The 24001-nt window shown below is 62.7% G+C and carries 24 protein-coding genes; 11 read left to right on the forward strand and 13 right to left on the reverse strand.

Annotation, left to right across the window (positions count from 1 at the left end):
* Window positions 1-2 precede the first annotated feature (2 nt).
* The 6 genes from GJV18_RS07725 (at window position 3) to GJV18_RS07750 (ending at window position 8400) form a co-directional block, all read left to right on the forward strand.
* Window positions 3-1838, forward strand: coding sequence for a GldG family protein (locus GJV18_RS07725; RefSeq protein WP_160344148.1), 1836 nt, complete (start codon window positions 3-5; stop codon window positions 1836-1838).
* Window positions 1839-1987: 149 nt separating this feature from the next.
* Window positions 1988-2176: a 4-oxalocrotonate tautomerase gene (locus tag GJV18_RS07730; RefSeq protein WP_160344149.1), complete on the forward strand. Its 189-nt coding sequence runs from the start codon at window positions 1988-1990 to the stop codon at window positions 2174-2176.
* 234 nt (window positions 2177-2410) lie between these two features.
* Entirely contained in the window at window positions 2411-2620 is a 210-nt protein-coding gene (locus tag GJV18_RS07735) for a cold-shock protein (protein ID WP_160344150.1), read from the forward strand.
* Between the two features lie 272 nt (window positions 2621-2892).
* Window positions 2893-6939: an ATP-dependent RNA helicase HrpA gene (gene hrpA / locus GJV18_RS07740; protein ID WP_160344151.1), complete on the forward strand. Its 4047-nt coding sequence runs from the start codon at window positions 2893-2895 to the stop codon at window positions 6937-6939.
* 24 nt (window positions 6940-6963) lie between these two features.
* Window positions 6964-7494 (forward strand): DUF3087 domain-containing protein, encoded by a 531-nt coding sequence (locus GJV18_RS07745; RefSeq protein ID WP_160344152.1) that lies wholly within the window; start codon window positions 6964-6966, stop codon window positions 7492-7494.
* Between the two features lie 99 nt (window positions 7495-7593).
* Window positions 7594-8400: a substrate-binding periplasmic protein gene (locus GJV18_RS07750; protein ID WP_160344154.1), complete on the forward strand. Its 807-nt coding sequence runs from the start codon at window positions 7594-7596 to the stop codon at window positions 8398-8400.
* A gap of 49 nt (window positions 8401-8449) precedes the next feature.
* Here GJV18_RS07750 and msrA read toward each other — a convergent pair whose 3' ends face one another.
* The 4 genes from msrA to GJV18_RS07770 form a co-directional block, all read right to left on the reverse strand.
* Window positions 8450-9079, reverse strand: a complete 630-nt coding sequence (gene msrA / locus GJV18_RS07755) for a peptide-methionine (S)-S-oxide reductase MsrA (RefSeq protein ID WP_160344156.1) — start codon at window positions 9077-9079, stop codon at window positions 8450-8452.
* A 2-nt stretch (window positions 9080-9081) separates the two neighbouring features.
* Window positions 9082-9591, reverse strand: a complete 510-nt coding sequence (gene msrB, locus GJV18_RS07760; RefSeq protein WP_160344158.1) for a peptide-methionine (R)-S-oxide reductase MsrB — start codon at window positions 9589-9591, stop codon at window positions 9082-9084.
* A 117-nt stretch (window positions 9592-9708) separates the two neighbouring features.
* The gene (locus GJV18_RS07765; protein ID WP_160344159.1) at window positions 9709-10746 is read right to left on the reverse strand and encodes a GGDEF domain-containing protein; all 1038 of its coding nucleotides are present in this window, start codon (window positions 10744-10746) and stop codon (window positions 9709-9711) included.
* A 205-nt stretch (window positions 10747-10951) separates the two neighbouring features.
* Window positions 10952-11356 (reverse strand): GNAT family N-acetyltransferase, encoded by a 405-nt coding sequence (locus GJV18_RS07770; protein WP_160344161.1) that lies wholly within the window; start codon window positions 11354-11356, stop codon window positions 10952-10954.
* A 170-nt stretch (window positions 11357-11526) separates the two neighbouring features.
* Here GJV18_RS07770 and GJV18_RS07775 point away from each other — a divergent pair, with 170 nt between their 5' ends.
* The gene (locus GJV18_RS07775; RefSeq protein ID WP_218572070.1) at window positions 11527-12849 is read left to right on the forward strand and encodes a phospholipase C/P1 nuclease family protein; all 1323 of its coding nucleotides are present in this window, start codon (window positions 11527-11529) and stop codon (window positions 12847-12849) included.
* Here GJV18_RS07775 and GJV18_RS07780 read toward each other — a convergent pair.
* The 6 genes from GJV18_RS07780 to GJV18_RS07805 all read right to left on the reverse strand — a co-directional run bounded on the left by GJV18_RS07780 (window position 12797) and on the right by GJV18_RS07805 (window position 16977).
* Window positions 12797-13690, reverse strand: a complete 894-nt coding sequence (locus GJV18_RS07780) for a transporter substrate-binding domain-containing protein (RefSeq protein ID WP_218571973.1) — start codon at window positions 13688-13690, stop codon at window positions 12797-12799. The genes GJV18_RS07775 and GJV18_RS07780 overlap by 53 nt on opposite strands.
* Before the next feature lie 94 nt (window positions 13691-13784).
* The gene (locus GJV18_RS07785) at window positions 13785-14111 is read right to left on the reverse strand and encodes a DUF2025 family protein (protein WP_160344165.1); all 327 of its coding nucleotides are present in this window, start codon (window positions 14109-14111) and stop codon (window positions 13785-13787) included.
* 117 nt (window positions 14112-14228) lie between these two features.
* Window positions 14229-15140 (reverse strand): hypothetical protein, encoded by a 912-nt coding sequence (locus tag GJV18_RS07790; protein ID WP_160344167.1) that lies wholly within the window; start codon window positions 15138-15140, stop codon window positions 14229-14231.
* A gap of 36 nt (window positions 15141-15176) precedes the next feature.
* On the reverse strand, window positions 15177-15362 hold the full coding sequence (locus tag GJV18_RS07795; RefSeq protein WP_160344169.1) for a hypothetical protein: 186 nt from the start codon (window positions 15360-15362) through the stop codon (window positions 15177-15179).
* A 92-nt stretch (window positions 15363-15454) separates the two neighbouring features.
* Window positions 15455-16075: a hypothetical protein gene (locus GJV18_RS07800; RefSeq protein WP_160344171.1), complete on the reverse strand. Its 621-nt coding sequence runs from the start codon at window positions 16073-16075 to the stop codon at window positions 15455-15457.
* A gap of 200 nt (window positions 16076-16275) precedes the next feature.
* On the reverse strand, window positions 16276-16977 hold the full coding sequence (locus GJV18_RS07805) for a YebC/PmpR family DNA-binding transcriptional regulator (protein ID WP_160344173.1): 702 nt from the start codon (window positions 16975-16977) through the stop codon (window positions 16276-16278).
* Window positions 16978-17257: 280 nt separating this feature from the next.
* On the opposite strand from GJV18_RS07805, the gene GJV18_RS07810 reads away from it, so the two are divergent.
* Complete coding sequence (locus tag GJV18_RS07810) at window positions 17258-18184, forward strand: hypothetical protein (RefSeq protein ID WP_160344175.1); 927 nt, start codon at window positions 17258-17260, stop codon at window positions 18182-18184.
* Window positions 18185-18234: 50 nt separating this feature from the next.
* On the opposite strand, the gene GJV18_RS07815 is transcribed toward GJV18_RS07810, so the two are convergent.
* Complete coding sequence (locus GJV18_RS07815; protein ID WP_160344177.1) at window positions 18235-18516, reverse strand: peptidylprolyl isomerase; 282 nt, start codon at window positions 18514-18516, stop codon at window positions 18235-18237.
* A gap of 234 nt (window positions 18517-18750) precedes the next feature.
* On the opposite strand from GJV18_RS07815, the gene GJV18_RS07820 reads away from it, so the two are divergent.
* Both GJV18_RS07820 and GJV18_RS07825 read left to right on the forward strand, forming a co-directional pair.
* Complete coding sequence (locus tag GJV18_RS07820) at window positions 18751-19167, forward strand: HPF/RaiA family ribosome-associated protein (protein ID WP_160344179.1); 417 nt, start codon at window positions 18751-18753, stop codon at window positions 19165-19167.
* Between the two features lie 156 nt (window positions 19168-19323).
* A complete protein-coding gene (locus tag GJV18_RS07825) occupies window positions 19324-20172 on the forward strand; it encodes a CAP domain-containing protein (protein ID WP_160344181.1) in 849 nt (282 codons plus the stop codon).
* 64 nt (window positions 20173-20236) lie between these two features.
* On the opposite strand, the gene eco is transcribed toward GJV18_RS07825, so the two are convergent.
* Window positions 20237-20713 (reverse strand): serine protease inhibitor ecotin, encoded by a 477-nt coding sequence (eco, locus tag GJV18_RS07830; protein WP_160344183.1) that lies wholly within the window; start codon window positions 20711-20713, stop codon window positions 20237-20239.
* Window positions 20714-20929: 216 nt separating this feature from the next.
* On the opposite strand from eco, the gene GJV18_RS07835 reads away from it, so the two are divergent.
* A complete protein-coding gene (locus tag GJV18_RS07835; RefSeq protein ID WP_160344185.1) occupies window positions 20930-23128 on the forward strand; it encodes an OsmC domain/YcaO domain-containing protein in 2199 nt (732 codons plus the stop codon).
* 194 nt (window positions 23129-23322) lie between these two features.
* On the opposite strand, the gene GJV18_RS07840 is transcribed toward GJV18_RS07835, so the two are convergent.
* A complete protein-coding gene (locus GJV18_RS07840; RefSeq protein WP_160344187.1) occupies window positions 23323-23928 on the reverse strand; it encodes a hypothetical protein in 606 nt (201 codons plus the stop codon).
* Between the last annotated feature and the right edge of the window lie 73 nt (window positions 23929-24001).

The following is a 24001-nucleotide window of genomic DNA, read 5'->3' on the forward strand; positions in this document are numbered from 1 at the left end:
CCATGAAAAAGCTAATGCTTTCTAGCGCCGGGCTTGTACTCATCGCCCTGGCGTTTCTTGCCTTCAATCTGCTGGCTGGCCTGGGGCTGACCAATGCCCGACTGGACCTGACCGAGCAGAAACTCTATACCCTGACCGACGGCACCCGGCAGATCCTCAAGGACCTCGACGCGCCGCTGGAGCTGAACTTCTTCTACTCCGACGCCGCGACCCAGGAGCTGCCGGTGCTGCGCACCTATGCCAAGCGGGTCGAGGAGATGCTCAAGGCCTATCGCCGCGAAGCGGGTGGTCAGATCACCTTGAATATCATCGATCCGGCACCGTTCTCCGAGGATGAAGACAAGGCCGCCGAGTTCGGTCTGCAGGGTATCCCCCTGCAGCAGGGCGGCGACTCCATCTACTTCGGCCTGGCGGGCAAGAGTGCTGAGGGCCAGGTGCAAGTGATTCCCTTCTTCGCCCTGGATCAGGAGGAGTTTCTCGAATACGAACTCAGCCGCCTGGTGCAGAGCCTGGCCCAGCCGCAGTTGCCGGTAGTCGGGGTGCTCTCCGGACTGCCGATCAACGGCGGCTTCGACATGATGGCGCGCCAGCCGACGCCGGCCTGGATGATCATGGAGGACGTGCGCCAGCTGTTCCAGATCGAAAGCCTGAAGTCCGATGTGGATTTGATTCCGGAGGAGGTCTCGGTGTTGCTGCTGATCCATCCCAAGCAGCTGCCGGAGACGACCCTCTATGCCATCGATCAGTTTGTTCTGCGTGGAGGCAAGCTGCTGGCCTTCGTTGACCCCTACAGTGAGGCCGACACTCAGGCCGAGCTGCCTGGCGAGATGGTGATCGACAAGACCTCGGATCTGCCCGAGCTGTTCAAGGCCTGGGGCTTGCGTATGGTGCCGGAACAGGTGCTTGGCGATGGTGCCTACGCCATGTCGGTGAGCATGGGCCAGGGTCAGCGCCCGGTGCGCCATGCGGCCTGGTTGAATCTGCCGCGTAATGCACTGGATAAGGACGATATCAGCACGGCGTCGCTGGAAACCCTGACTGTGGCCACCGCCGGCATCCTCGAACCGCTGGAGGGCGCAACCACTTCGTTCACTCCGCTGATCCGCAGTTCGCAGTACGCCATGCCCTTCGATGTGAAGCGCTTCGGCCTGCTGGCCAACCCGGAAGAGCTGATCCGTGACCTTGAACCGACCGGTGAGCGCTACAGCATTGCCGCTCGTATCAGTGGCCCGGCGCAGACGGCTTTCCCCGAAGGCCTGGAAGGCCAGGTGGAAGGGCTCAAGGCCGCGGATAACATCAACGTTATTGTGGTGGCCGACACCGATATGCTCAGCGACCGCATGTGGGTGCAGGTGCAGGAGTTCTTCGGTCAGCGCATTCCCCAGCCCTGGGCGGACAACGGCGCCTTTGCCATCAATACCCTGGATAACCTGGCCGGCAGCGATGCGCTGATCAGCGTGCGCTCCCGGGGGCGTTTCACTCGCCCGTTTGAGGTGGTGGAAAATATCCAGCGTGAGGCCGAGGTGCGCTTCCGTGAGAAGGAGCAGGCCTTGCAGTCGCAACTGGCCGACACCGAGCAGAAGCTTGCGGCCCTGCAGCAGAGCGAGGATCCGAGCAAACCCCTGGAGCTGACCGCCGAGCAGCAGGCCACGGTGCAGCAGTTTATCCAGCAGAAGCTGGCCATCCGCAAGGAGCTGCGCGAGGTGCGTTATCAGCTCAATGCCGATATCGAGGCGTTGGGCCGCACCCTCAAGCTGCTCAACATTGCCCTGGTTCCGGTGTTGCTGACCCTGGGTGTGCTGGCCCTATGGCTGTGGCGCCGTCGTCGCCACGGCTGACCCGTCACCACCTGCCAAGGGCCGCTGATGCGGCCCTTGGTTTTTGCGGGCCAGCTCGGGGCGCGCCATAATGCCGCGGCGCGCAAAGCGCATGCGGATCGCCGTGACCGATCTAAGCACTCCCATTTCCCTGTTATGAGGATGATTAGATGCCCACCATCATGGTGAAAATATTTGAAGGCCGTAGCGACGAACTCAAGCGTGAGTACGCCAAGGCCCTGACCGAGGTTTCGACCCAGGTGCTCGGCTGCGATGCCGGCGCGGTCGATGTGATCTTCGAGGACGTGAAGAAAAGCGATTGGGCCACCGGCGGGGTGATGTGGTCCGAGCGCGACTAGATCGTCTGTTGCCGTCAAGGCTGGATGGGTGGCGCGGCTGCGCGCCAACCCATTCTGCGCCTTGCCTTCCCTTCTGCGAAAAGCGCTGCAGCCCCTGGCCTGTAGGTGCTGCAGCCTTTATGTAAAAAGTGCTTTTCAGTCACCGAGGCTGTTTTATACTCGGCCCTCGGTGGTGCAGGGCAGATTCACTGGCTGCCGCCAAATAATAAAAATTGCATGCTGGAGATACAGGTAATGGCTGAGCGCGAAACCGGGACCGTCAAGTGGTTCAACGATGCCAAGGGGTATGGCTTTATTCAGCGCGAGAGCGGCGCGGATGTATTCGTACATTTTCGCGCCATCCGAGGCGAAGGCCACCGCACCCTGGTCGAGGGGCAGAAGGTCGAATATGCGGTAACCCAGGGGCAGAAAGGCTTACAGGCCGACGACGTGGCGGCACTCTGAGAGCCTATTTACGATCTGCTGCGCGTCGGCCCTGCTGCGTTAAAAACAGGCTCGGAATGCTCATTTACACCAGTAAACTCCGCTTCCTCGCCTGTTTTTGCCTTGCACTGCTCTAGCTCGCGAGATCGTAAACAGGTTCTGTGCGCAAACCAGAAAGCCCATCGCCGATGGGCTTTTTGCTTTCTGCCCCCGCGGTCGTTTTCCCCGGGGCAAATCTGCGACAATCGCTGCCCTCCGGCTCTTCCCCTTGACCCCACCCTCGCGATTGCCCGATGACCGACGCTGCCCCCGCCTTTGATCAACTGCTGAAGAACCTCGACCAGACCCTGCTGGGCGATCGCCATCGCCTGCGCCGCCAGCTGCACGAGCTGCGCAAGCAGACACCGGTGGACGAGGCCAAGCTCGCGCAGTGGCTGCAGCGCTTCGAAGCCTCCAAGGCCCGGGTCGAAGCGCGCCGCCAGAGCGTGCCGATTATGTGCTACGACGATGCCCTGCCGATTGCCGCCAAGCGCGAGGAGATCAAGGCGGCCATCGCCGCGCATCAGGTGGTGGTGATCGCCGGGGAAACCGGTTCGGGCAAGACCACTCAGCTGCCAAAGATCTGCCTGGAGCTGGGCCGCGGCGTGCATGGCCTGATCGGCCACACCCAGCCGCGCCGTCTGGCCGCGCGCAGCGTAGCGACACGGGTGGCGGAGGAAATCGGCACGCCCCTGGGCGAGCTGGTCGGCTATCAGGTGCGCTTCGAGGACCAGAGCAACGAGCGCAGCCTGATCAAGCTGATGACCGACGGCATCCTGCTGGCCGAGACCCAGCACGACCGCTACCTGGAAAAGTACGACACCCTGATCGTCGACGAGGCTCACGAACGCAGCCTGAACATCGACTTCCTGTTGGGCTTTCTCAAGACCCTGCTGACGCGCCGGCCCGATCTCAAACTGATCATCACCTCGGCCACCATCGACCTGCAGCGCTTCTCCAGGCATTTTGGCGATGCGCCGATTATCGAGGTGTCCGGGCGCACCTACCCGGTGGACACCTGGTACCGGCCCCTGGCCGCCGAGCAGGATGAAGAGGGCAACCGGGTCGAGGAAGACCTGTCGGTGGATCAGGCGATTCTCGCGGCTCTGGATGAAATCGCTGCCTTCGAGAAAGCCGAAGGCAAGCGCCCCGGCGATGTGCTGGTGTTCCTGCCCGGTGAACGCGAGATTCGTGAGGCCGCCGAGGTGCTGCGCAAGGCCAATCTGCGCCTGACTGAAGTGCTGCCGCTCTATGCACGGCTGACCCCGGCCGAGCAGCAGAAGATCTTCGCGCCCATGGGCGCGCGCAAGATCGTGCTGGCCACCAACGTGGCGGAAACTTCCCTGACCGTGCCGGGCATCCGCTATGTGATCGACTCGGGCACGGCGCGCATCAGCCGCTACAGCTACCGCGCCAAGGTACAGCGCCTGCCCGTCGAGGCCATCAGCCAGGCCAGCGCCAACCAGCGCAAGGGCCGCTGCGGGCGGGTCGAGCCGGGCATCTGCATTCGTCTGTACAGCGAGGAGGATTTTCTCGCCCGTCCCGAATTCACCGATCCGGAGATCCTGCGCACCAACCTGGCGGCGGTGATCCTGCAGATGCTGCACCTGCGCCTGGGCAACATCGAAGACTTCCCCTTTATCGAGCCGCCGGATGGCAAGGCCATCAGCGACGGTTTCAACCTGCTGCAGGAGCTCTCGGCGGTCAACCGCGAAGGCCAGCTGACGCCACTGGGCCGCCAGTTGGCGCGCTTGCCGGTGGACCCACGCCTGGGCCGTATGGTGCTGGAAGGGGCTAAACAGGGCAGTCTGGAAGAGATCCTGATCATCGCCAGCGCCTTGTCGGTGCAGGATGTGCGCGAGCGCCCGTCCGACCGTCAGCAGGCCGCAGATGGGGCCCATGCCCAGTGGAAGGATGTGGATTCGGACTTCGCCGCCTTGATCAATCTGTGGCGCGGCTTCGAGGAGCAGCGCCAGGCCCTAGGCTCCAGCGCGCTGCGCAGTTGGTGCCGGAAGAACTTTCTCAACTACCTCAGGCTGCGTGAGTGGCGTGACGCGCATCGTCAGCTGGTGCTGATTACCCGTGATCTACAGCTATCACCAGGTCACAGCGAACGGGGTAGGAGCCAGCTTGCTGGCGATCAGCGGGCTAAAGGTCAGGCGTCGGAGACACAGGATCGCCAGCAAGCTGGCTCCTACAAGGAGCGAGAGCTGGCCGAAAAGGATCAGGCCGCCCAGCGCGCCAAAGGCTATGCCGCCGTACACAAAGCCATCCTCGCTGGCCTGCTGAGTCAGGTCGGCCAGAAAACCGAAGACGGCGACTATCTTGGTGCGCGTCAGCGGCGCTTCTGGGTGCACCCATCCTCGGTGATCGGTCGCAAGAAACCGGTCTGGCTGATGGCCGCCGAACTGGTGGAAACCAGCAAGCTGTTCGCGCGCATGGTGGCCAAGATCGAGCCGGACTGGATCGAGCCGCTGGCCGGCCACCTGGTCAAGAAAAACCATCTGGAGCCGCACTGGGAGAAGAAGCGCGGCCAGGTGGTGGCCTATGAGCAGATCAGCCTGTACGGCCTGATCGTGGTCGGCCGCCGCCCGGTGCATTTCGGCCCCATCGACCCTGTGGCCTCACGCGAGCTGTTTATCCGCGAGGGCCTGGTGGGTGGTGAGATCAACTCGCGCGCCAAGTGCCTGAGCGCCAACCGCCAGCTGCTGGAAAAACTCGACGAGCTGGAAGCCAAGGCGCGCCGCCGCGACATTCTGGCCGATGAAGAAACCCTGTTTGCCTACTATGAAGCGCGTCTGCCGGCGGATATCTATCAGGCTGCCAGCTTCGACAGCTGGTACAAGCGCGAAAGCGCGAAAGATCCGCAGCTGCTGCTGATGCGTGAAGAGGATGTGCTGGCCCGTGATGCGAAGGAAGTCACCGCCGCCCAGTACCCGGACACACTGCGCCTGGGTGAACTGACCCTGCCGCTTTTCTATCACTTCGAGCCCAACCACCCCCGTGACGGCGTGACCCTGCGCGTACCGGCGCCGTTGTTGCCGCAACTGCCGCCCGAGCGCCTGGAATGGTTGGTGCCAGGCCTGCTGGAGGCCAAGTGTATGGCCCTGGTGCGCGGCCTGCCCAAGGCGCTGCGCAAGAATTTTGTGCCGGTGCCGGATTTTGTCGGCGCGGCGCTGGCCAAGATCCAGTTCGCCGAGGGCAGCCTGGCCGAGTCTCTGGGGCGTGAGCTGACCCGTATGACCGGTGCGCGGGTCAGCGAGGAGGCTTGGGCCGAGTCCGCTGCGCAACTGGAAAGCCATCTTCGGATGAATATCGAGGTGGTCGACAACCAGGGCAAACCCCTCGGTGAAGGCCGCGATCTGAGTGAACTGACCGCACGCTTTAGCGCGGCGACCCAGGCCGGCCTGGCCCTGCCACAAAGCGCCAGGAGCCAGCAGCCGGTGGAGGCCAAGGTCTTTGCCGAGGTGGCGGCCAAGACCCAGCAGCAGGTCGCCGGTCTGTCCATGACCGTCTACCCGGCGCTGGTGGAGGAGACCGGCGTGGTCAAGGAAGGGCGCTTCCCCACCCTGGCCGAGGCCGAGTTCCAGCATCGTCGTGCCCTGCAGCGTTTGCTGCTGCAGCAACTGGCTGAGCAGGCGAAATTCCTGCGCGGAAAATTACCGGGGCTTACCGAGCTGGCGCTGCTCTATCGCGAACTGGGCCGGGTCGAGGCACTGGTCGAAGATATCCTGCTGGCCAGCCTGGACAGTTGCATCCTCGAGGGCAGCGAGCCGCTACCGCGCGACGGGGCGGCTCTGGCGCAACTGGCCGAGCGCAAGCGTGGCGACTGGACCAGTCATGCCGAACGCCTGGCCAGGCTGACCCTGGACATCCTCAAGCTGTGGCACGGCCTGCAGAAGCGCTTCAAGGGCAAGATCGATCTGGCGATGGCCATGGCGCTCAACGATATCAAGCTGCAGCTGAGCAATCTGGTGTATCCCGGTTTCGTCCGCGAAACCCCGGCGCAGTGGCTCAAGGAAGTACCGCGTTATCTCAAGGCCATTGAGCAACGCCTGGACAAGATCGCCGGCCAGGTGCAGCGCGACCGCGTCTGGAGCGGCGAGCTGGCCGGCTACTGGGAACAGTATCAGGCGCGCCTGGGCAAACACGCCCAGGAAGGCAAGCGCGACCCGCAGCTGGTGCTGTATCGCTGGTTGCTGGAGGAGTACCGCGTGTCGCTGTTCGCCCAGCAGCTGGGTACCAAGCTGCCGGTGTCGGATAAGCGACTGAGCAAACAGTGGAGTCAGGTTGAGGCCTGATTGCCTATTACGGAGCTAATAGCCATGTTCACCATCCAGCCCATGTACCCGGAAACCTATCGCCAGCAGACCCGGCGTATTGCCATGGCCCTGATTGCAGTGTTCGTGCTGCTGGCCATGCTGTTGTCCACTCTGGCCGTGCAGCTGTTTGGCGAGCCGGGTGGTGACAACTTTCGCTGGAACCTGGCTGGGGTGTTGCTGGGCCTGGTGCTGACCATCGCCCTGGTGCGTCTGAAACTCTGGTCGCAGCCCTGGATGGCGCCGGCCGTGTATGGCTGGCAGCTCAAACGCAACCTGCTGCGTATCACCAACCAGATGCACCTGCTCAAGGCAGCTGTGGCGCTAGGTGATCCGCAGGCCATGCGGGTGCTGCGCTTCTATCACCTGGGGGTGAGCCAGATGCACCAGCTCGATGGCAATACCAGTGACCTTAGCCAGATGCTGCGTGAGATCGATCAGCACCGCGAGGCCATGGAGCAGGCCGGGCTGGATGTGCAGCAGAACGACTTTGATCCGGCCTGGCTGAATGGGCTCAAGGATAGGGCTTGTGTCTGAGCCGTTGTAAAGGCTGCTAGACTCGGGCAACGCCTTCCGGCCTGGAGTCTTCGGGAAGGCTATCCCGCTACGGCGCTCGTGTTTCATCGCCTCTGAGTCATGACCTTGAGCAATGTCACTCTTCCTCTGTTGAAGTCGCGTATTTTTCAGTCGGCACTGGTTGTCTTCCTGGCGTTTGCCTGGGCCGGCCAGAGCCAGGCGAGCTGTGAGAAAACCCTGCGTTGGGACGATGATCCACCGTTCAGCATGCTGGACGAAGAGGGTGCCGTGGTGGGCATCTATGTTGAACTCAACCGTGCGGCTCTGGCACGTATGGGCTGTCAGGCCCGGCTTCGTAAACTGCCCTGGGCCAGGGCGCTCAAGGAGCTGGAACTGGGGCGGCTGGATATTCTGCCCGGCGCCTTTCGCCGCCCGGAGCGGGAGGAATATGCGCATTTCTCCGGCACCGTTCTGCCGCCTTCGCGCAATATTCTGTTTATGCATCAGCAGGCGCTAGAGCGCTGGCCTGCGAGCAGTCTGCTGGAGTTGCAGCACACGGCCTTTCGCCTCGGTACGCAGATCAATGTGTCCTATGGTGCGGATTATCAGCAGTTGATGAGCGACCCGGTATTTGCGGCTCGGGTGGTGGCGGTGGCTACGCGCGCCAGTCTCTGGAAGATGGTGGGCAAGGGGCGGATTGATGGGGTGATCGCCGACGAACTGACGGGCGCCTATGAATTGCACCAGCTGGGCCTCGATGATCAGATCAAGGCCACGTCTGTGGTGGTGTCCAGCGACCCTGCGGAGGTGGCGTTGAGCAAGCGCTCAACCGATCCCGCCTTTGTGCAGGCTTATGCCAAGGCGCTGCAGGGGCTGGTGGCCGATGGCAGCTATGCCCGCCTGGTGCAGCGCCATCTGTTGCAGTAAGTCAGGCGCTGCCGCCTGGGGCTCTTCTGGCCAAGCATGTGCCTCGCACTCAGGATTTAGGGCCCCATAACTGCTCAAGGCGCTGATCACGGCCGCAGCCATTGCGGTAGTAGGCATAGCGCAGTGGATTGCGCTGGTAGTAATCCTGATGGTAATCCTCGGCCGGGTAGAAGGTGCTGCTGGGGAGAACTTCCGTGACCACCTTGCCAGGCAGGCGCCCCGAGCTTTGCAGGGCGGCTTTCGAGGCTTCGGCCAGGGTTTGCTCGTCGCTATTGGCGTAGAAGATGGCGCTGCGGTACTGCGGACCGCGGTCGCAGAACTGACCGTTGCCATTGAGCGGGTCGATGGTTGGCCAGAAGGCTTCCAGCAACTGGGCATAGCTGATCTGCTTGCGGTCGTAGATCACCTGCACCACTTCGATATGGCCACTGGTGCCGCTCGATACCTGTTCATAGCTGGGGTTTTCCAGGTGGCCGCCCATATAGCCCGAGGTGGTCTTGAGTACGCCGGGCAGCTTGTCGAAGTCCGCCTCGGTGCACCAGAAACAGCCGCCGGCAAAGACCGCCTCGGCCTTGTCGATATCGCTTTGATTGCCATTGCTGGCGGCCTGGGGCGGGGCGCCGCAACCCAGCAGCAGGCTGGCGCACAGGGCCAGCAGACCGGTAAATGCTTTGTGCATGGTTAACTCCGCAGTTCAGGCAAGGCTTCGCCCCGGGGCACGAAGTGCAGGGCCAGGCCGTTGTTGCACCAGCGCTCGCCGCGTGGCGGTGGCCCGTCGTTGAATACATGGCCCTGATGACCGCCGCAGCGGGCGCAGTGGTATTCGGTCCGTGGGATAAACAGCTTGAAATCGCGCTTGGTCGCCATATGCCCGGCAATCGGCTGGGTAAAGCTGGGCCAGCCGGTACCGCTTTCGTATTTGTGCTGGCTGTCGAACAGCGGCAGGTAGCAGGCAGCGCACAGGTAGGTGCCAGGGCGCTTTTCCTGGTTCAGCGGACTGCTGCCGGGGCGCTCGGTGTCTTCTTCGAACAGCACGGCATAGGCCTCGTCGGACAACAGGGGGCGCCAACGGCTATGGGGCGTGTCCAGGGCGGTGACGCTGGGCGGGGCAAGCGGGGCGGCCAGGCTGTTGCCGGCCAGGGGCAGGGCCGGCAGCAGGGCCAGGCTCTTGAGCAGGGTACGTCGTTTCATGGCAGTTCTCTACGCAATGATCCTGGCAATAGACCGACGGGTTCGTCGCTTGTTACAGGCCTATTGAATGCGTTTGAGCTTTTTCACCGCCATTGTTGTAAGCAAAGATTAAAACCGTCAGTCCACGGTCTGCTGCTGGGGCGCGCCGGCTTCATCGGCGATGATGATGCAGTTACGGCCGCTGCTCTTGGCCTGGTACAGGCACTCATCGGCGCGCTGCAGCATGGCTTCCCAGTGTTCGTCACGGCGCAGCAGGGCACCGCCCACGGACATGGTCACCGGGCCGCCGGGGCCACGCAATTCGGCATTGACCTGGACCTGCAGGTGTTCGGCGGCGGCTTGCAGGCCACTCTGATCGGTATTGGGCAACAGCAGCAGGAACTCCTCGCCGCCGAAGCGGAACAGGCGATCTTCCTTGCGTGATGAACTCTTGATCAGTTCGACAAACTGGATCAGCACCTGATCACCGGCCTGGTGACCATAGCTGTCGTTGATCTGCTTGAAGTGATCCAGATCCATCGCCAGAACCCCATAACCGTTGCCGTGGCGGCGCTGCAGGGCACTGGCGATGCGCAGCTCCTCGTTCATGGCCCGGCGGTTGCGTGCGCCGGTCAGGGGGTCCTGGATGGCCAGCTGCTGCAGCTGGTCATTCTGGCTACGGGTGCGGTAGGCGAAGATAAAGGTCAGGACGCAGGCCATCAGGCTGGTGACCAGAAAGGACACCATCTGGTAGTCGCTTTCAAACACCGCGCCGGGGTTGAAATGGGCATAGCCGATCAGGGCCGCGACTATGCCGCTGACATTGATCAGCGCCTTGCCCGGATCGGTCATGAAGAAGTTGAAGAGAATCAGCGGATACAGCCAGAACAGGCCATTGATGCCCAGGTTGATGGCGATCAGCGTGGCGGCTATGGAGAAGATGACGGCCAGGTAGGTGCCGGGTTTCACCGTATCGCCGGTGCGCCAGGCATAGACCACGGCGAATACCGTGGACAGTACGATCACGCTATCGGCGATGCCCACCAGGTAGTTGCCTTCCAGCAGGCGGTAGACGGCATAGGGGGAAATGCCGAGCACGCCAAACAGGCCCATCAGGGTGATGATGGATAGCTGGAAATCCTTCCGCAGGCGCCTGAGCAACCGCGATATGCGCATGGAGGTGGCCGCTTCTAGTCGTTGTTATCAAGCCTGGGTCAGTGCCCGGTTAGTGTGCATTTACCCCCAAATGTGCAGCAAATGCCCGGTAAGCATGCAGAGCTTTGCCCATCGCTGGCAATAGCAATCTTGAGCAATGTGCCAGTATCGGTGTCGATCCGCCGAACGGTGCCTCCGGCCGGGGCGAATGGCCGACTGCAGCTCTTCACTGGGGTTGGCAGTGCATGGCGACCAGCTTCTTGGTCAGCTGATAACGCTTGAGCCGCTGGTGCAATGTCGGCGGCAACAGTGGGGCGGGCCTGAAGCCCTGGCGCTGGTAAAAGGGCTGCAGGTCCGGGTGGCAGAACAGCCACACCGGCATGCGCCGATCCGCCAGGGCCTCTGTCAGCAAGCGAGTGGCAATGCCCTGGCCGCGCCAATCGGGCATGACCAGCAGGCCGGTCAGCCACAAACCGTCATCCACCGCGCGCAGGCACAGGGAGGCGATGATTGCATCCTTCTGCGCAACCCAGACCTGCGCCGCGGCACTGGCGCGCATGGGGCTGCGCTGGCTGCGATAGAACTTGTCAGCCAGGGGCTTGAGCGGGGTGGGCAGCAGGCGGTAGTGCATGGCAGGACTGAGCGCGAAGGGGGGAGCATGGTCACATCACCTGCCTGGTCCGACAAGACCGGGGGTGCCTGATTCGTGACTGGGTTGACGTGATACGACAGTGCCAAATGCTTGCCCAGGCGCTAGTCTGGATGACCTGCCGTTTGCCTGCGAGAGTGCCCGTGAAGTACCTGGCTGCCCTGTTGTCCGCCTGCTGTCTAGTGGCCTGGCCCCTGTCGGGGTGGGCCTGGTCCAATCATGCCCTGGGCAGCCAGTTGGCCTTGCGGCAGCTGCCTGAATTGCAGGGGCAGGTGCGCTATGAGGCGCTGGAGGATTTTCTCGTCGCCCAGGCCGGGCTCATCGAGCAGCTGCTCGATGAGCAGGAAGCCTTTGCCCGGGAGCACTTTCCCGATTATCCGGTGCGCCCCGACGAACTGCGCTTCTCGGCTGCGGCAGCGGACTTGCGTGGGGCCTTTATCCAGGCCCTGCGGGTCAACCCCGAAGTGCGTCTGGCGCCTTTCGTGCAGCTGTTGCCCGGGCAGGATGGCGCGCAGCGTCAGCGCTTGCCGATTGAGAAGGTGCTGGTGTTTCGCAAGTTGGGGCCCTGGAGCCATTGGCAGTATCTGCAGCTGAACCCGGGGGAAGCGGTCGATGTGCTGCAGGTCCTGAGCAGCGCCGCCGATGAACCGGATTATGGCCACGATATCAACCTGTTCAGCGACAACCCCGGGGCGGCGGGGGCACGCTATAACTTCGGCGAGCAGCCATTTGGCGACGCGCGTTTCGAGTATTCCTCCCAGGCACCGTTCCATATTGGCTACTACCACGAGGGCGAGATCATCTTCCAGGCCGCGCCCTACCTGCGCCGCACCCTGCCGCACTGGCGCATCTATCAATACACCGGCCTGGCCCGCCTGGCCTTTACCCGCGGACATGACTACTGGGGCTATCGCTTTCTCGGCTGGGCCCTGCACTACCTGCAGGATCTGACCCAGCCCTATCACGCCAAGACGGTGCCGGGGTTTTCCACCCCGGAGCTGATCCTGATTGCCCTGAAGGCCGCTGCCGGGTATCCCGAGCAGCGCGAGGGCGCGATTGCCCGCGTCGCCGACCGGCATACCGCCATCGAGGAGTACCAGCTGGAGCGGATGCAGCAGCTGCTGCAGGCGGGCGAGTCGCAGCACCCGCTTTTGCGCGCCTACAGTGAAGCGCCGGCGCAGCCGTATCTGCCTTTCTCGGTGGATTACCCGGTGCAGGTGGTGGCTGCCGAGTCCCATGCCACGGCGGATCGTTTCGATCAGCTGATTGGCGACTGGCTGGCCCGTCAGCCCGAGCAGGCGCCGGGGTTCAGTGCGGGCAATCAGTTGAGCCGTAGCCAGGCCGATCCGCTGCTGGAGCAATTGCTGGTGGAGTTGTTCCGCCGGTTTGCCGCCCATAGTCGTGCGGCCGTTCAGGCCAGCCTCAGTGGCGGGACGGTTGAGCGGCTTGCGCCTGGCTCAGAGCTTGTGGACTGAACCACAATTCGCGCCGCACCAGGGGCGTGGCGGCGGGCAGCAGGGGATTGTGCAGCTCGATGATGCGCCGCTGGGCGAGCTTGCTACGGGCCAGCGGGGCGGCGAAATGCTGTTTGAACAGTCGGTCGAAGTCGCCATCGGCCAGGGCTCGCTCCAGCCCCAGGCGTACCGTCGCGGCCAGGTCCGGGCGCTGCGGCGAGAAGAAGAAATACATCGCGGTGGGGTAGCGCAGCAGCACATGGGGGTCGACCTCAAGCCCCTGTCCTCGGGGCTGTTCCAGCTCATCCCAGATTTCGATCAGCGCCCGCGGAAAATAGTCGAAACGCTCGGCCCTGAGCATATGGAACAGGCTGGCATAGCTGGACGACACCTGTACCGGCAGGCCATGACTGCGCAATATATGGGTGTCCGGCCAGTCGTGGCCCTGGCCGGCCGAGAAGTGGCGCAAGTCATCCAGCCCGTATACCTGGCTCAGGCGCTGCCCCTGACCGGCCGGCAGCAGGGCGATGCGCCAGCCGAACAGGCCCTTGTCCAGCGGAATACGCACGGGGAGCAGGCGCTGTTCGCGCTCGTGGCTGGTCATGCTCCAGACCACGTCCAGGTGTTCGCCGCGCTGCAGATTGAGCAGGGCGCGCTCCTGCTCCATGGGGTGGGGCGTCGGGGTCAGACGCAGCGGGCTGTGGGCCTTGTCCAGGGCCAGCTGCAGCTGGGCCAGCATATAGCTTGAGCGAAATTCGTCGCCATCGGCGCGGCGCGGGTAGCGCAGTTCTTCGGCCAGAAGCGGCGCCGGGTTTGGCAGCAGGAGCACTAGCAGAAACAGGCAACAGCTCAGGCGGGGCATGGTGAACGAGTCCTTTCGTGGCGGACCTGAGGCGGGCTCAGGCGGCTGGCGCATTATGCCAGCCTGCGCCTGTCGCCTGTAGTCATGCGCGCCATCAGCTCGGCAGCAGGCGTCTCTCGGCCTGGATTTCCGGGAGATCCTGGCGGCGCTGATACACCCGCAGCGGCTCGCTGATATTCAGGCGCTCATCGATATTCTGCTGCAGCAGCAGACCCAGGCGCGCGCGATCCAGGGTCATCAGATCGCCTGCAAGGCGGCGCCAGACAAATTCGCTGCAGGGCGTGATGCTGGCTTCGTCGACATCCAGGCCAAAGGAGTCCTCGGAGAAACGCACGATATGCTGACCGCTCTTGTGATTGAAACCGACAAAGCCGCTCAGGGCATCGGCCGCGGCGCAAATGCTGGAAGATGTGATGCTCATGGTAAACCTCATGCTGACGGGGGTTTACACGCAAGGGCGCTGTTCTGGTTATGCGCCCATGCTAGAGCCTTGGCCGCCTGGTGCCTTGCTGCCGATCAATAAAGTGACGTGATCTGCTCAGGGCAACGGCTGCTGCAAAAAGGCCTGGCGCAACTGCTGCAGGCGCTGCTGATGTTGATGCAGGCTAGGCAGGCTCGGGCCTGGATCGTCGCTGTGGCAACCGGGCTGGCCGGCGACAAAGGCGTCCCAGGAGCGACTGGGCTGATCCCCCTCGCCACTGGCCAGGGTGGCCAGGCTGCCATCTTCCAGCCAGCTGGCGGACAGCCAGTGGGATGGGCCGGCGGCGTGGCAGCTCAGGCTGGCTTCCAGTTCCACCAGCTGGGTATCGACAAACAGCGCCTCGTAGTTGAGGCGTTCCTGACAGCTGGAATTTGCGCCACGTTCGGCAACCAGGGTCAGGCGCTCCAGCTGATGCGCTCCCCGTTGCAGTTGCAGCAAGTGCTGGCGCTGCAGTTGCCAGCCCTGGAGAAAATCCGGAAGTGCAGTGTGCAGCTGATAACTGCGTTGTCCGGCGGGTGGCTGGCGAGGTGGGTCGCTCTGCACATCGGAGGCCAGCTCGCGAAAAAGGTTGGCCAGGGGATGGCGGGCGCGGAATCGATAACGCTCGGCATCGATCGCCTGGACATGGCGGTCGCACTGCTGAATCAGAGGTGTCAGTTGGGCGGGGCCGTCGCTCCAGCGATAACGCAGGCGCATGCCCAGCTCCAGGCTGTGCTGGCTGCTGAGCATACCCAGTTGCAAGGCCTGGCCGGGCTCCGGCAGATGCGCCAGGGCGAAGTCGATAAAGTTCGGGCTGGTGCCTTCCGGTTGCAGCGGCAGGGCCACGCGCAGCTCGCTCAGGCGGTAGCTGCGATGTCCTTCGGGCACCTGGGCAATGCGAAAGTGCAGCTGGCGGGGGCCGCGTTCCAGCACTGTGCCCGTCAGCTCAAGGTGGTGCAGGATGGGAAACAGGCGGCTGCCGATCGGCATGATGCGTTCGAGCCTGGCGGTGACCCCGGGGATCAGCTAGCGCGGCTCGAAGGTTGCGGTCACGCTGAGCCGGGGTGAGGCCAGCATGGCCGCCAGCTCGCTGGCGCTGAGCACACCACCGATATGCTGGATCTGCAGTTCAACATCCAGGGTTCGGGCCTGCACCAGGCCCGTCTGCAGGCCGAACAGCAGACCCAGGGTGGTTAACCAGTGCCGGCGCATGGGGCATTCCCGCGAGTGAGGAAGGGTCAGTGTCCATAACCACGACGGTGGCGGTCAAGGCCGGCATGCTGGCCGCCCAGGTTGGGCGTCGATCAGTTCTGCAGTGGCGAGGAGAAGGCGCTGATCTTGCCGAAGGGCGAGCTGGTCATGCCCACCTTGACCGCCATCAGGGGCGAGTTGTTCACCCACACGTCATCGATCACGATGGTTTCACCCAGGTTGTCGTTGTCGGCGGCCACCAGCAGGTAGTAGGTGCCGTCTTCCGGGGCTTCGCCATCCCAGCTCAGGTTGACCTGGCCCACCTGGGCGGAGGCCCGTGATGGCTTGCTGGCGATAATCGCACCGTAGCTGTCGAGGAGCATGGCCTTGGGCTTGAGGGCCAGCTTGTTGAAACTGACGCAGGGCTTGCGGCACAGCGACTGAACATTGAGGGTGTAGCGCTCACCTTTCTTCAGCTCCAGGGAAAACACCCGGTAATTGGAGATGGAGCTGCCAAAGTCCAGGCGCGGTTCGTCGGCGCTGATCGGCCACTGTGGCGCCAACAACTCGGAGCTGATCGGCAGCGGAATGGCCTGGGTGTTGTGGATGGCTTCCAGGGTGCTGCTGGCCATCGGCGAGTGGCCGGCCTTGACCGAGGTCTGGTAGAGCGATTGCGGGCTGCTGGCGCAGGCCGTGAGCAGCAGGCAGGCGCTCAGGCTGAGAATTCTGTACACGGTGCTAATCCTCTGGGACAACGTCCTTGTGATCACATCGGGCTTGGGCAAGCCGGGGACATGGATTTTACGCCCTTTGCGCGGGCTTGAGGGTGCCGTTCGGCACGTTTCTCTGCAGTGAGCGCCTGGCAGGCTGTGTCGCCGCTGCGGGCCCGGCAGGTATGCCGCCCTCCCTGACGGCATACCGGGGCGTCCTTGGCTTAGCCGCTCAGGCCGACATAGACGTTCTGCACGTCGTCGTGAGCGTCCAGGGCTTCAAGGAAGGCCTCGACCTCTTCCAGCTGTTCGGCGCTCAGGCCGCTGACCGGGTTCTTGGGCATATAGCCCAGCTTGGCCGAGTTGACGGTAAAGCCCTGCTCGGGCAGCGCCTTGCACACGGCGTCGAGATCGGTGGGTTCGGTCACGAACAGGGTGTTGCCCTCGTCACTCGGCTCGAAGTCCTGGGCGCCGGCCTCGATGGCCGCCAGCTCCGGGTCGGCGCCGCTGTCCGAGGACGCCTCGATCATGCCGACATGGTTGAAATCCCAGGTCACCGAGCCGGAAGCGCCCATCTGGCCCTTGCGGAACAGCACGCGGATTTCCGCCACGGTGCGGTTCACGTTGTCGGTCAGGCATTCGATGATCACCGGCACCTGGTGAGGGGCGAAGCCTTCGTAGGTGGTGCGCTCGAAGTTGACGGTCTCGCCGAGCAGGCCCGCGCCTTTTTTGATGGCGCGCTCCAGGGTGTCCTTGGGCATGGAGGCTTTCTTGGCCTGGTGTACGGCCAGGCGCAGCTTGGGGTTCATGTCCGGGTCGGCGCCGTTACGCGCGGCGATCATGATTTCCTTGACCAGACGGCCGAAAATCTTGCCCCTGGCATTGGCGGCGGCTTCTTTAGGTTTGGCTTTCCACTGGGCGCCCATGGCTGTTCTCTTTTCTGTGGCAATAGAAGACGTTGCAGCCGCTGGCCGGGTGATCGGGCACTGATGCCCTGACGCGACCAGGGGGTGAACGCATACAGGTGGGCGATTTTAATCGCTCCGACGCAGCCTGGCACCCTGCAAATGCGGGCGCGCCATCCTGCCACGTGGCTGGGGCTGTTACAGGGCCCAGGCTTTGCTGCAGAATGAGCCAAGCTGCGGCCTGCGAGGCTGCCAGCCAATCGGTTGCACATGGGGACGGGCGTACGGGTCGGAGAATAGCGTGAACAATGCTTTGCCATTTGCCCAGCAGGTGCTGCTGCTGGAAAAGAAGCGTGCTGTGTTGCAGGGGCTGATCCACCTGAGTGAAGCCCTGGAGCTGTTGCGCAGTGGTCTGCAGGCCATGTTGCAGCTGGGCGATGGCGGTCAGGCCCAGGTGTCTTTGCGGGATATGCGGGCCTTCGAAACCATTCGCACCCGGGTTGCCCAGCTCAGCGATGGCGAATTGCGCAATAGCATCCATGCCCTGGATCAGCGGGTCCTGCAGAGCCTGGCGCACATGTGTCAGCTGGCCCTGCAGCTGGTGGATGATGCCCGCACCTCGGCCCTCGACCTGGAACAGATCCAGCCCAGGGTCAATGAATTCAATCGCTTTGCCCGCACCGCCATTGCCATGCGCATTCTGCTGGAACGCCGTGGGCAGTTTATCGAGCCGTTGCAGCTGCCATTGCCTCAGCACGAGATCGAGCAACGCCTGGTGAGTGTGACGGAGAAGGAGCAGGGCATGACCCAGGCCCTGGTCAGTCATATCCAGGATATGCGCAGTGACCTGGCCCTGATGCTGGGTAATCCGGCCTGCTCCGCCAGCCAGCAGCAGTTTTATCAGGTGCTGGATCAGGCCCTGGCGGCCAACCTGAACCATATCGAGGCCGGGCTGAGTCTGGCCGAACTGCCCATGCCCATCGACAGCATCGAGGTTGGGGAGCAGCAGGTCATGGCCGAGTCGAGCGCCCAGCCTGAGCCGGAAGCGGAAGCGGAACCTGGGCTGGAGCCTGAAACCGCCGCGTCCGGTGCATCCGAATCCCAGTCGCAGGCCAGCGCGCCCATCGGTTTTGTCCCACGGCTGAAGGCCTGGCTGCACAGCCCCTGGCATGTGGGCTGGAAGGATGTGGGCGTGCGCGGCGAGAAAAAGCCGTCCGATAAAAACTAAAAAGGCCGGCGCCGCTCAGCGGCACCGGCCTTGTGTCACTAGCGCCAGACTCAGTCCTGGCGGCTGGTGACTTCCAGCAGGTGGTAGCCGAACTGGGTCTTCACCGGGCCCTGGACCACACCGACCGGCGCGCTGAAGACCACGGTGTCGAACTCCTTGACCATCTGCCCCGGGCCGAACGAGCCGAGGTCGCCGCCCTGGCGGCTGGACGGGCAGCTGGAGTTGTCCTTGGCCACCTGGGCGAAGTCGGCGCCGGCTTCGATGGCGGCTTTCAGTTCATTGCACTTGGCTTCGCTGGAAACCAGGATGTGACGGGCAGTGGCGCGGGCCATGGGGGATGCTCCTTGGGTGATTAAGGCGGCAAGCCTAACCCAATGGCCGGGTCAGTCAAACCCTGGGCGCTGACGCCCCGACCGCCTGCGTGACGGCGGCCGGTTGGGGCTGATCCAGATCAGGCAATTGCGACAAAGCGTTAAAGACTTGCCCAAATCCCCAGGCAATGGCGTAGTCTGCAGGTGTCGCCTCAGGAGGCGACGCTATTCGCGAACGGAAGAAGGAAAAGCAGTATGCAAATCCAAGTTCACAGCGATAACCATATCGAAGGCAGTGCCCGCCTGGCTGACTGGGTCAGCGCCAGTGTCGCCAGCAAGCTGGAGCGCTACGACGACGAGCTGACCCGCATCGTCGTCCACCTCAACGATGAAAACGGCGCGAAGGCCGGCGCACAGGACAAGCGCTGCCAGATCGAAGCCCGGCCCAAGGGGCTGCAACCTATTTCCGTCAGCCACAAGGCCGATGCCCTGGAGCTGGCCATCGAAGGCGCCCTGGAAAAACTCCAGCACGCCCTGGATCACCAGTTTGGCAAACTGCGCAGCAAGCGCGCCGCCCAGCAGCATGCCGAGGTCGTAGTGGAGGCAGGCAGCAGCCAGGATGCCCTGCTGCGTGAAGACTTCCTCGCCGAGGAGCAGCTGCGCGCCGTATAAGCTCGCCGCTGGCAGACCCCCTGAAAAATACGCCCCCGCAGGTCAGCCTGCGGGGGCGTAGTCATTTCAGTCATCGGCAAATGGCATCGGGTTGTCTCACTTGCCTTGGCTGGCCCTCAATCCGCATCATGCCGGCAATCAATCAAGGAGCTTGCCATGACTCTCAGATCACGCCTGGCCGGTTGGTCCCTGGCGCCGTTGCTGTTGAGCTCCGCGCTGGTGGGTGCCAGCGAAGAGGCGCAGCTGCTGACGGCTATCAACCAGTACCGCAGCGAGGTGCAGCGCTGCGCGGAGAAGGTGTCCGAGGAGCTACCGCCGTTGCTTCAGGACACCCGCCTGGTGTTGCCGGTGAATGGGGCGGGTGACCTGCAGCAGGCGTTGAGCGCGGCCGGTTATCCCATGGTCAACGTGCAGGCCATCAGCCTGTCCGGCCCACGCGATGCCCAGGCAGCGCTGCAGGTGCTGCAGGACAGCTTCTGTCAGACCCTGCTTGATCCACAATTTGTCGATATCGGCATCAGCCGCCAGGCGCGCGACTGGCGCATCCTTCTGGCTCGGCCCCTTCTGAGTGCCCGCCTGGGTGACTGGCAGACCGAAGGTGAACGGCTGCGCGTGCAGATCAATGCCGCCCGCGCCCAGGCTCGCCAGTGCGGTGCCCAGGCCTTTGCGGCCGCTCCTGCGCTGGCCTGGAATGCCAGCCTGGCACTGGCCGCCGAAAGCCACAGCCGCGATATGGCCAACCACAACTATTTCGCCCACCGCGACCGCGATGGCCGTACCCCCGGCGACCGCGCCGAACTGGCCGGCTACAGTGGCCAGCGCCAGGGGGAAAATATCGCCGCCGGGCGTGCAGCCGTCGCCGATATCGTGGCCGGCTGGCTGGCCAGCCCGGGGCACTGTGCCAACCTGATGAACCCGCAGTTCAGTGAGCTGGGCGCCGCCTATGCGGTGGACCCCAAGAGCGATGCGGGGATCTACTGGACGGCGCTGTTTGGCGCGCCCTGAAGGGCGCTTATGGCGTGAGGAGTGGCCCCGTGCGATAGCCCAATACCGCAGGTCGAGGTGGCTGCTACTGTGGCACGGCCGCTTCGCTGTCGGGGGCGGCGGACCAGATGCGGTAGCGCACTTCCACATCGGCCGGGGTGTAGACCACCAGTGGCAGCTGGCTGTTGTAGCGCAGCAGCAGGGGCTCGCCACGCAGGGGGACAAAGGCCTGGCGGCGGCTGTCGTCCGGGCAGGCCATCAGGGTGCTGGCGGCCGGGCCGAGCTGATCCAGCTGGTAGTAGCTATAGCCCCAGCCCTGCACCGTCTTCTCCTGCAACTCGCCGCCCAGCCAGCGGGTGTTGCAATCCACCTCCAGCGTTTTGCCGACGATCAGCTCGACGCGCTGGTCGGCCTCATTGTCCCGCGCCGGCAGGGCGATCACATGGCGCACCTGGCCGGCCTCGGCCTGGGGAAAGGGCTTGAGCGCCGCTGGCGGCGTGGCGCAGGCGGCCAGGGGCAGGGTAGTCAGCAGGGCGGCCAGGGTGGTGTTGAGTCTGTTCATGGATGTCCTTGCCGGCTGAATGGGCAGCCGTGAGTGAGTGGGCGACAAGCAACTAGCGCAGACCTCTGTGATTAGGCCAAGTTCCGCAGCTTGGCAAGCGCAGCCGCGCCGTTTTGCAGCAACCCCCGGTCGTGACAGGCCCTGTTGGGCAAGACTTCCGCCGCAAAAGCCGGATAATGGCGCCCCATTCGTCCGGCTCGCTTGTGGTAAACCCCCATGGAAATCAAGGTCAACTTTCTCGACAACCTGCGTCTCGAAGCCAAGTTCGATGACTTCACGGTGATTGCCGACCAGCCCATCCGCTACAAGGGCGATGGCTCGGCGCCGGGGCCGTTCGACTATTTCCTGGCGTCCTCGGCATTGTGCGCGGCCTACTTCGTCAAGCTCTACTGCCAGACGCGGGGCATCCCCACCGACAATATCCGCCTGTCGCAGAACAACATCGTCGACCCGGAAAACCGCTACAAGCAGATCTTCAAGATCCAGGTTGAGCTGCCGGCCGACATCTCCGACAAGGATCGCCAGGGCATCCTGCGCTCCATCGATCGCTGCACGGTGAAGAAGGTGGTGCAGGAAGGCCCCGACTTCGTCATCGAACAAGTGGCCAACCTCGACGCCGACGCCCAGGCCCTGCTGATCCCGGCGCTGAGCGAAGGCCCCGGCACGCGCATCCTCGGCAAGGACCTGCCGCTGGAAGAAACCATCGCCAATATGTCGGGCATCCTCGCCGAACTGGGGATGAAGATCGAGATCGCCTCCTGGCGCAATATCGTGCCCAACGTCTGGTCGCTGCATATCCGCGACGCGCAGTCGCCACTGTGCTTCACCAACGGCAAGGGTGCGAGCAAGGAAAGCGCGCTGGCCTCGGCGCTGGGCGAGTTTATCGAACGGCTGAACTGCAACTTCTTCTACAACGACCAGTTCTGGGGCGAGGAAATCGCGGGTGCCGATTTCGTCCATTACCCCAACGAGCGCTGGTTCAAGCCCGGCCCGCGCGACAGCCTGCCGGAAGAAATCCTCGACGCGCATTGCCTGGCCATCTACAACCCGGACGGCGAGCTGCGCGGCTCGAACCTGATCGATACCAACTCCGGCAACAAGGCGCGCGGCATCTGCTCGCTGCCCTTTGTGCGTCAGTCTGATGGCGAGACGGTGTACTTCCCGTCCAACCTGATCGAGAACCTGTTCCTGAGTAACGGCATGAGCGCCGGCAACACCTTGGCCGAGGCCCAGGTGCAGTGCCTGTCGGAAATCTTCGAGCGCGCGGTCAAACGCGAGATCCTGGAGAACGAACTGGCCCTGCCGGACGTGCCGCAAGAAGTGCTGGCCAAGTACCCGGCCATCCTCGCCGGCATCCAGGGCCTGGAGGAGCAGGGCTTCCCCGTGCTGGTCAAGGATGCGTCGCTCGGCGGCGAATTCCCGGTGATGTGCGTGACCCTGATGAACCCGCGCACCGGCGGCGTATTCGCTTCCTTTGGTGCCCATCCAAGCCTGGAAGTGGCGCTGGAACGCAGCCTCACCGAACTGCTCCAGGGTCGCAGCTTCGAGGGGCTGAATGACCTGCCGCAGCCCACCTTCGACAGCCACGCGCTGACCGAGCCGAACAACTTCGTCGAACACTTTATCGACTCCAGCGGTGTGGTGTCCTGGCGCTTCTTCAGCGCCCGGGCCGACTACGAGTTTGTCGAGTGGGACTTCTCGGGCGAAGGCGAGAACTCGAACGAGCAGGAAGCCGCGACCCTGTTCGGCATCCTCGAAGACATGGGCAAGGAGGCCTATATGGCGGTGTACGACGACCTCGGTGCCAACGCCTGCCGCATCCTGGTGCCGGGCTACTCGGAGATCTACCCGGTCGAGGACCTGATCTGGGACAACACCAACAAGGCGCTGATCTTCCGCTCCGACATCCTCAACCTGCACAGCCTGAGCGATATGCGCCTCAAGAGCCTGCTCAAGAGCCTGGAGCAGTACGACGGCGACGACTACACCGATATCGCCACCCTGATCGGCATCGAATTCGACGACAACACCGTGTGGGGCCAGCTGACCATTCTGGAGCTGAAGCTGCTGATCTACCTGGCGCTGCAGAAGTTCGATGAGGCCAAGGAACTGACCGAGGCCTTCCTGCAGTACAACGACAATACGGTCGAGCGCGGCCTGTTCTACCAGGCGCTTAACGTGGTGCTGGAAGTTGAACTGGATGTCGACCTCGACATGGCCGACTTCGAGCCCAACTTCCGCCGCATGTTCGGTAACGAGCGAATGGACGCGGCCATCGGTTCGGTGGACGGTAGCGTGCGTTTCTACGGCCTGACGCCCACCAGCATGAAGCTGGAAGGGATGGACCGGCACCTGCGCCTGATCGACAGCTACAAGAAGCTGCATGCCGCAAGGGCCAGGGCGGCGGGGTTGTAATCCCATAGGAGGCGATCTGGGATCGTTGCACCGGGCAGTGATGCGGCGCTGATTTGCTTCGGTTTTTGTCCATTGTCGTGCCGACTTTCATCAGTGGTTAAATGATTTGTATTTGTAACGTTGTAGCTAACGTTTGGTTAAGGGGCGGGCTTTAGCCCGTCCCAGTGAGCGCAGCGAACGGTTTGAACCTATTGTTAGCCTTTTGGTAGAGAGGTTCGGGCTGGCATTTTGGCAGGATACATCCTCTTCAAACCTTCCAGCGCTTTTTCATGACTTTGATAAACTTCAGGCTCAAGATTAACTTTTCCGTTATCTATCACGAAAAGATAGATGGAGTTCTCATTTGAAGATTTTAAGAAGTTTTCTGCGATGGAGACAGTCGCAGGGATATGCTTTTCAGACGATTCAATTTCATTTATAGAAGAGCCAACGCAGCATATCAACGCAGATCCCATTGAGCCTTTATTTCGCGCTAAAATTGCGAGTGAGTATTTTTTATCTGGTCCAGCCTTTTCAATATATGTCTTTAAAAGACTTTTAATTGCTGGTCCCAGTTTTGCGTCATAAATCTCATCGAGAAATTTATTTCCAGCCCAGCCGGCTAGAAAAACTGATACACCGATCAGGGCTTCTAAGCCGGAAAGAAATGCTGTGGGACGAGGTGTTATTTTTAAATCAATGTCATCAGTGCAGGGATGTTCTCTTGCTATGTCTTCAATCACTTCGCCTACCGGAATTACTACCTCCTTCATAAAAGTGCTTTTTCCAAACGTGAAATATTTTTCGGAAACTTCAATCATGGCGGTTTCATTCTTGGGCTAACGGTTAGTTAAGGGGCGGGCTTTAGCCCGTCCCAACGAGCGAAGCGAGTGG

It is taken from the genome of Pseudomonas xionganensis (assembly GCF_009763245.1).
Lineage (GTDB): Bacteria > Pseudomonadota > Gammaproteobacteria > Pseudomonadales > Pseudomonadaceae > Aquipseudomonas > Aquipseudomonas xionganensis.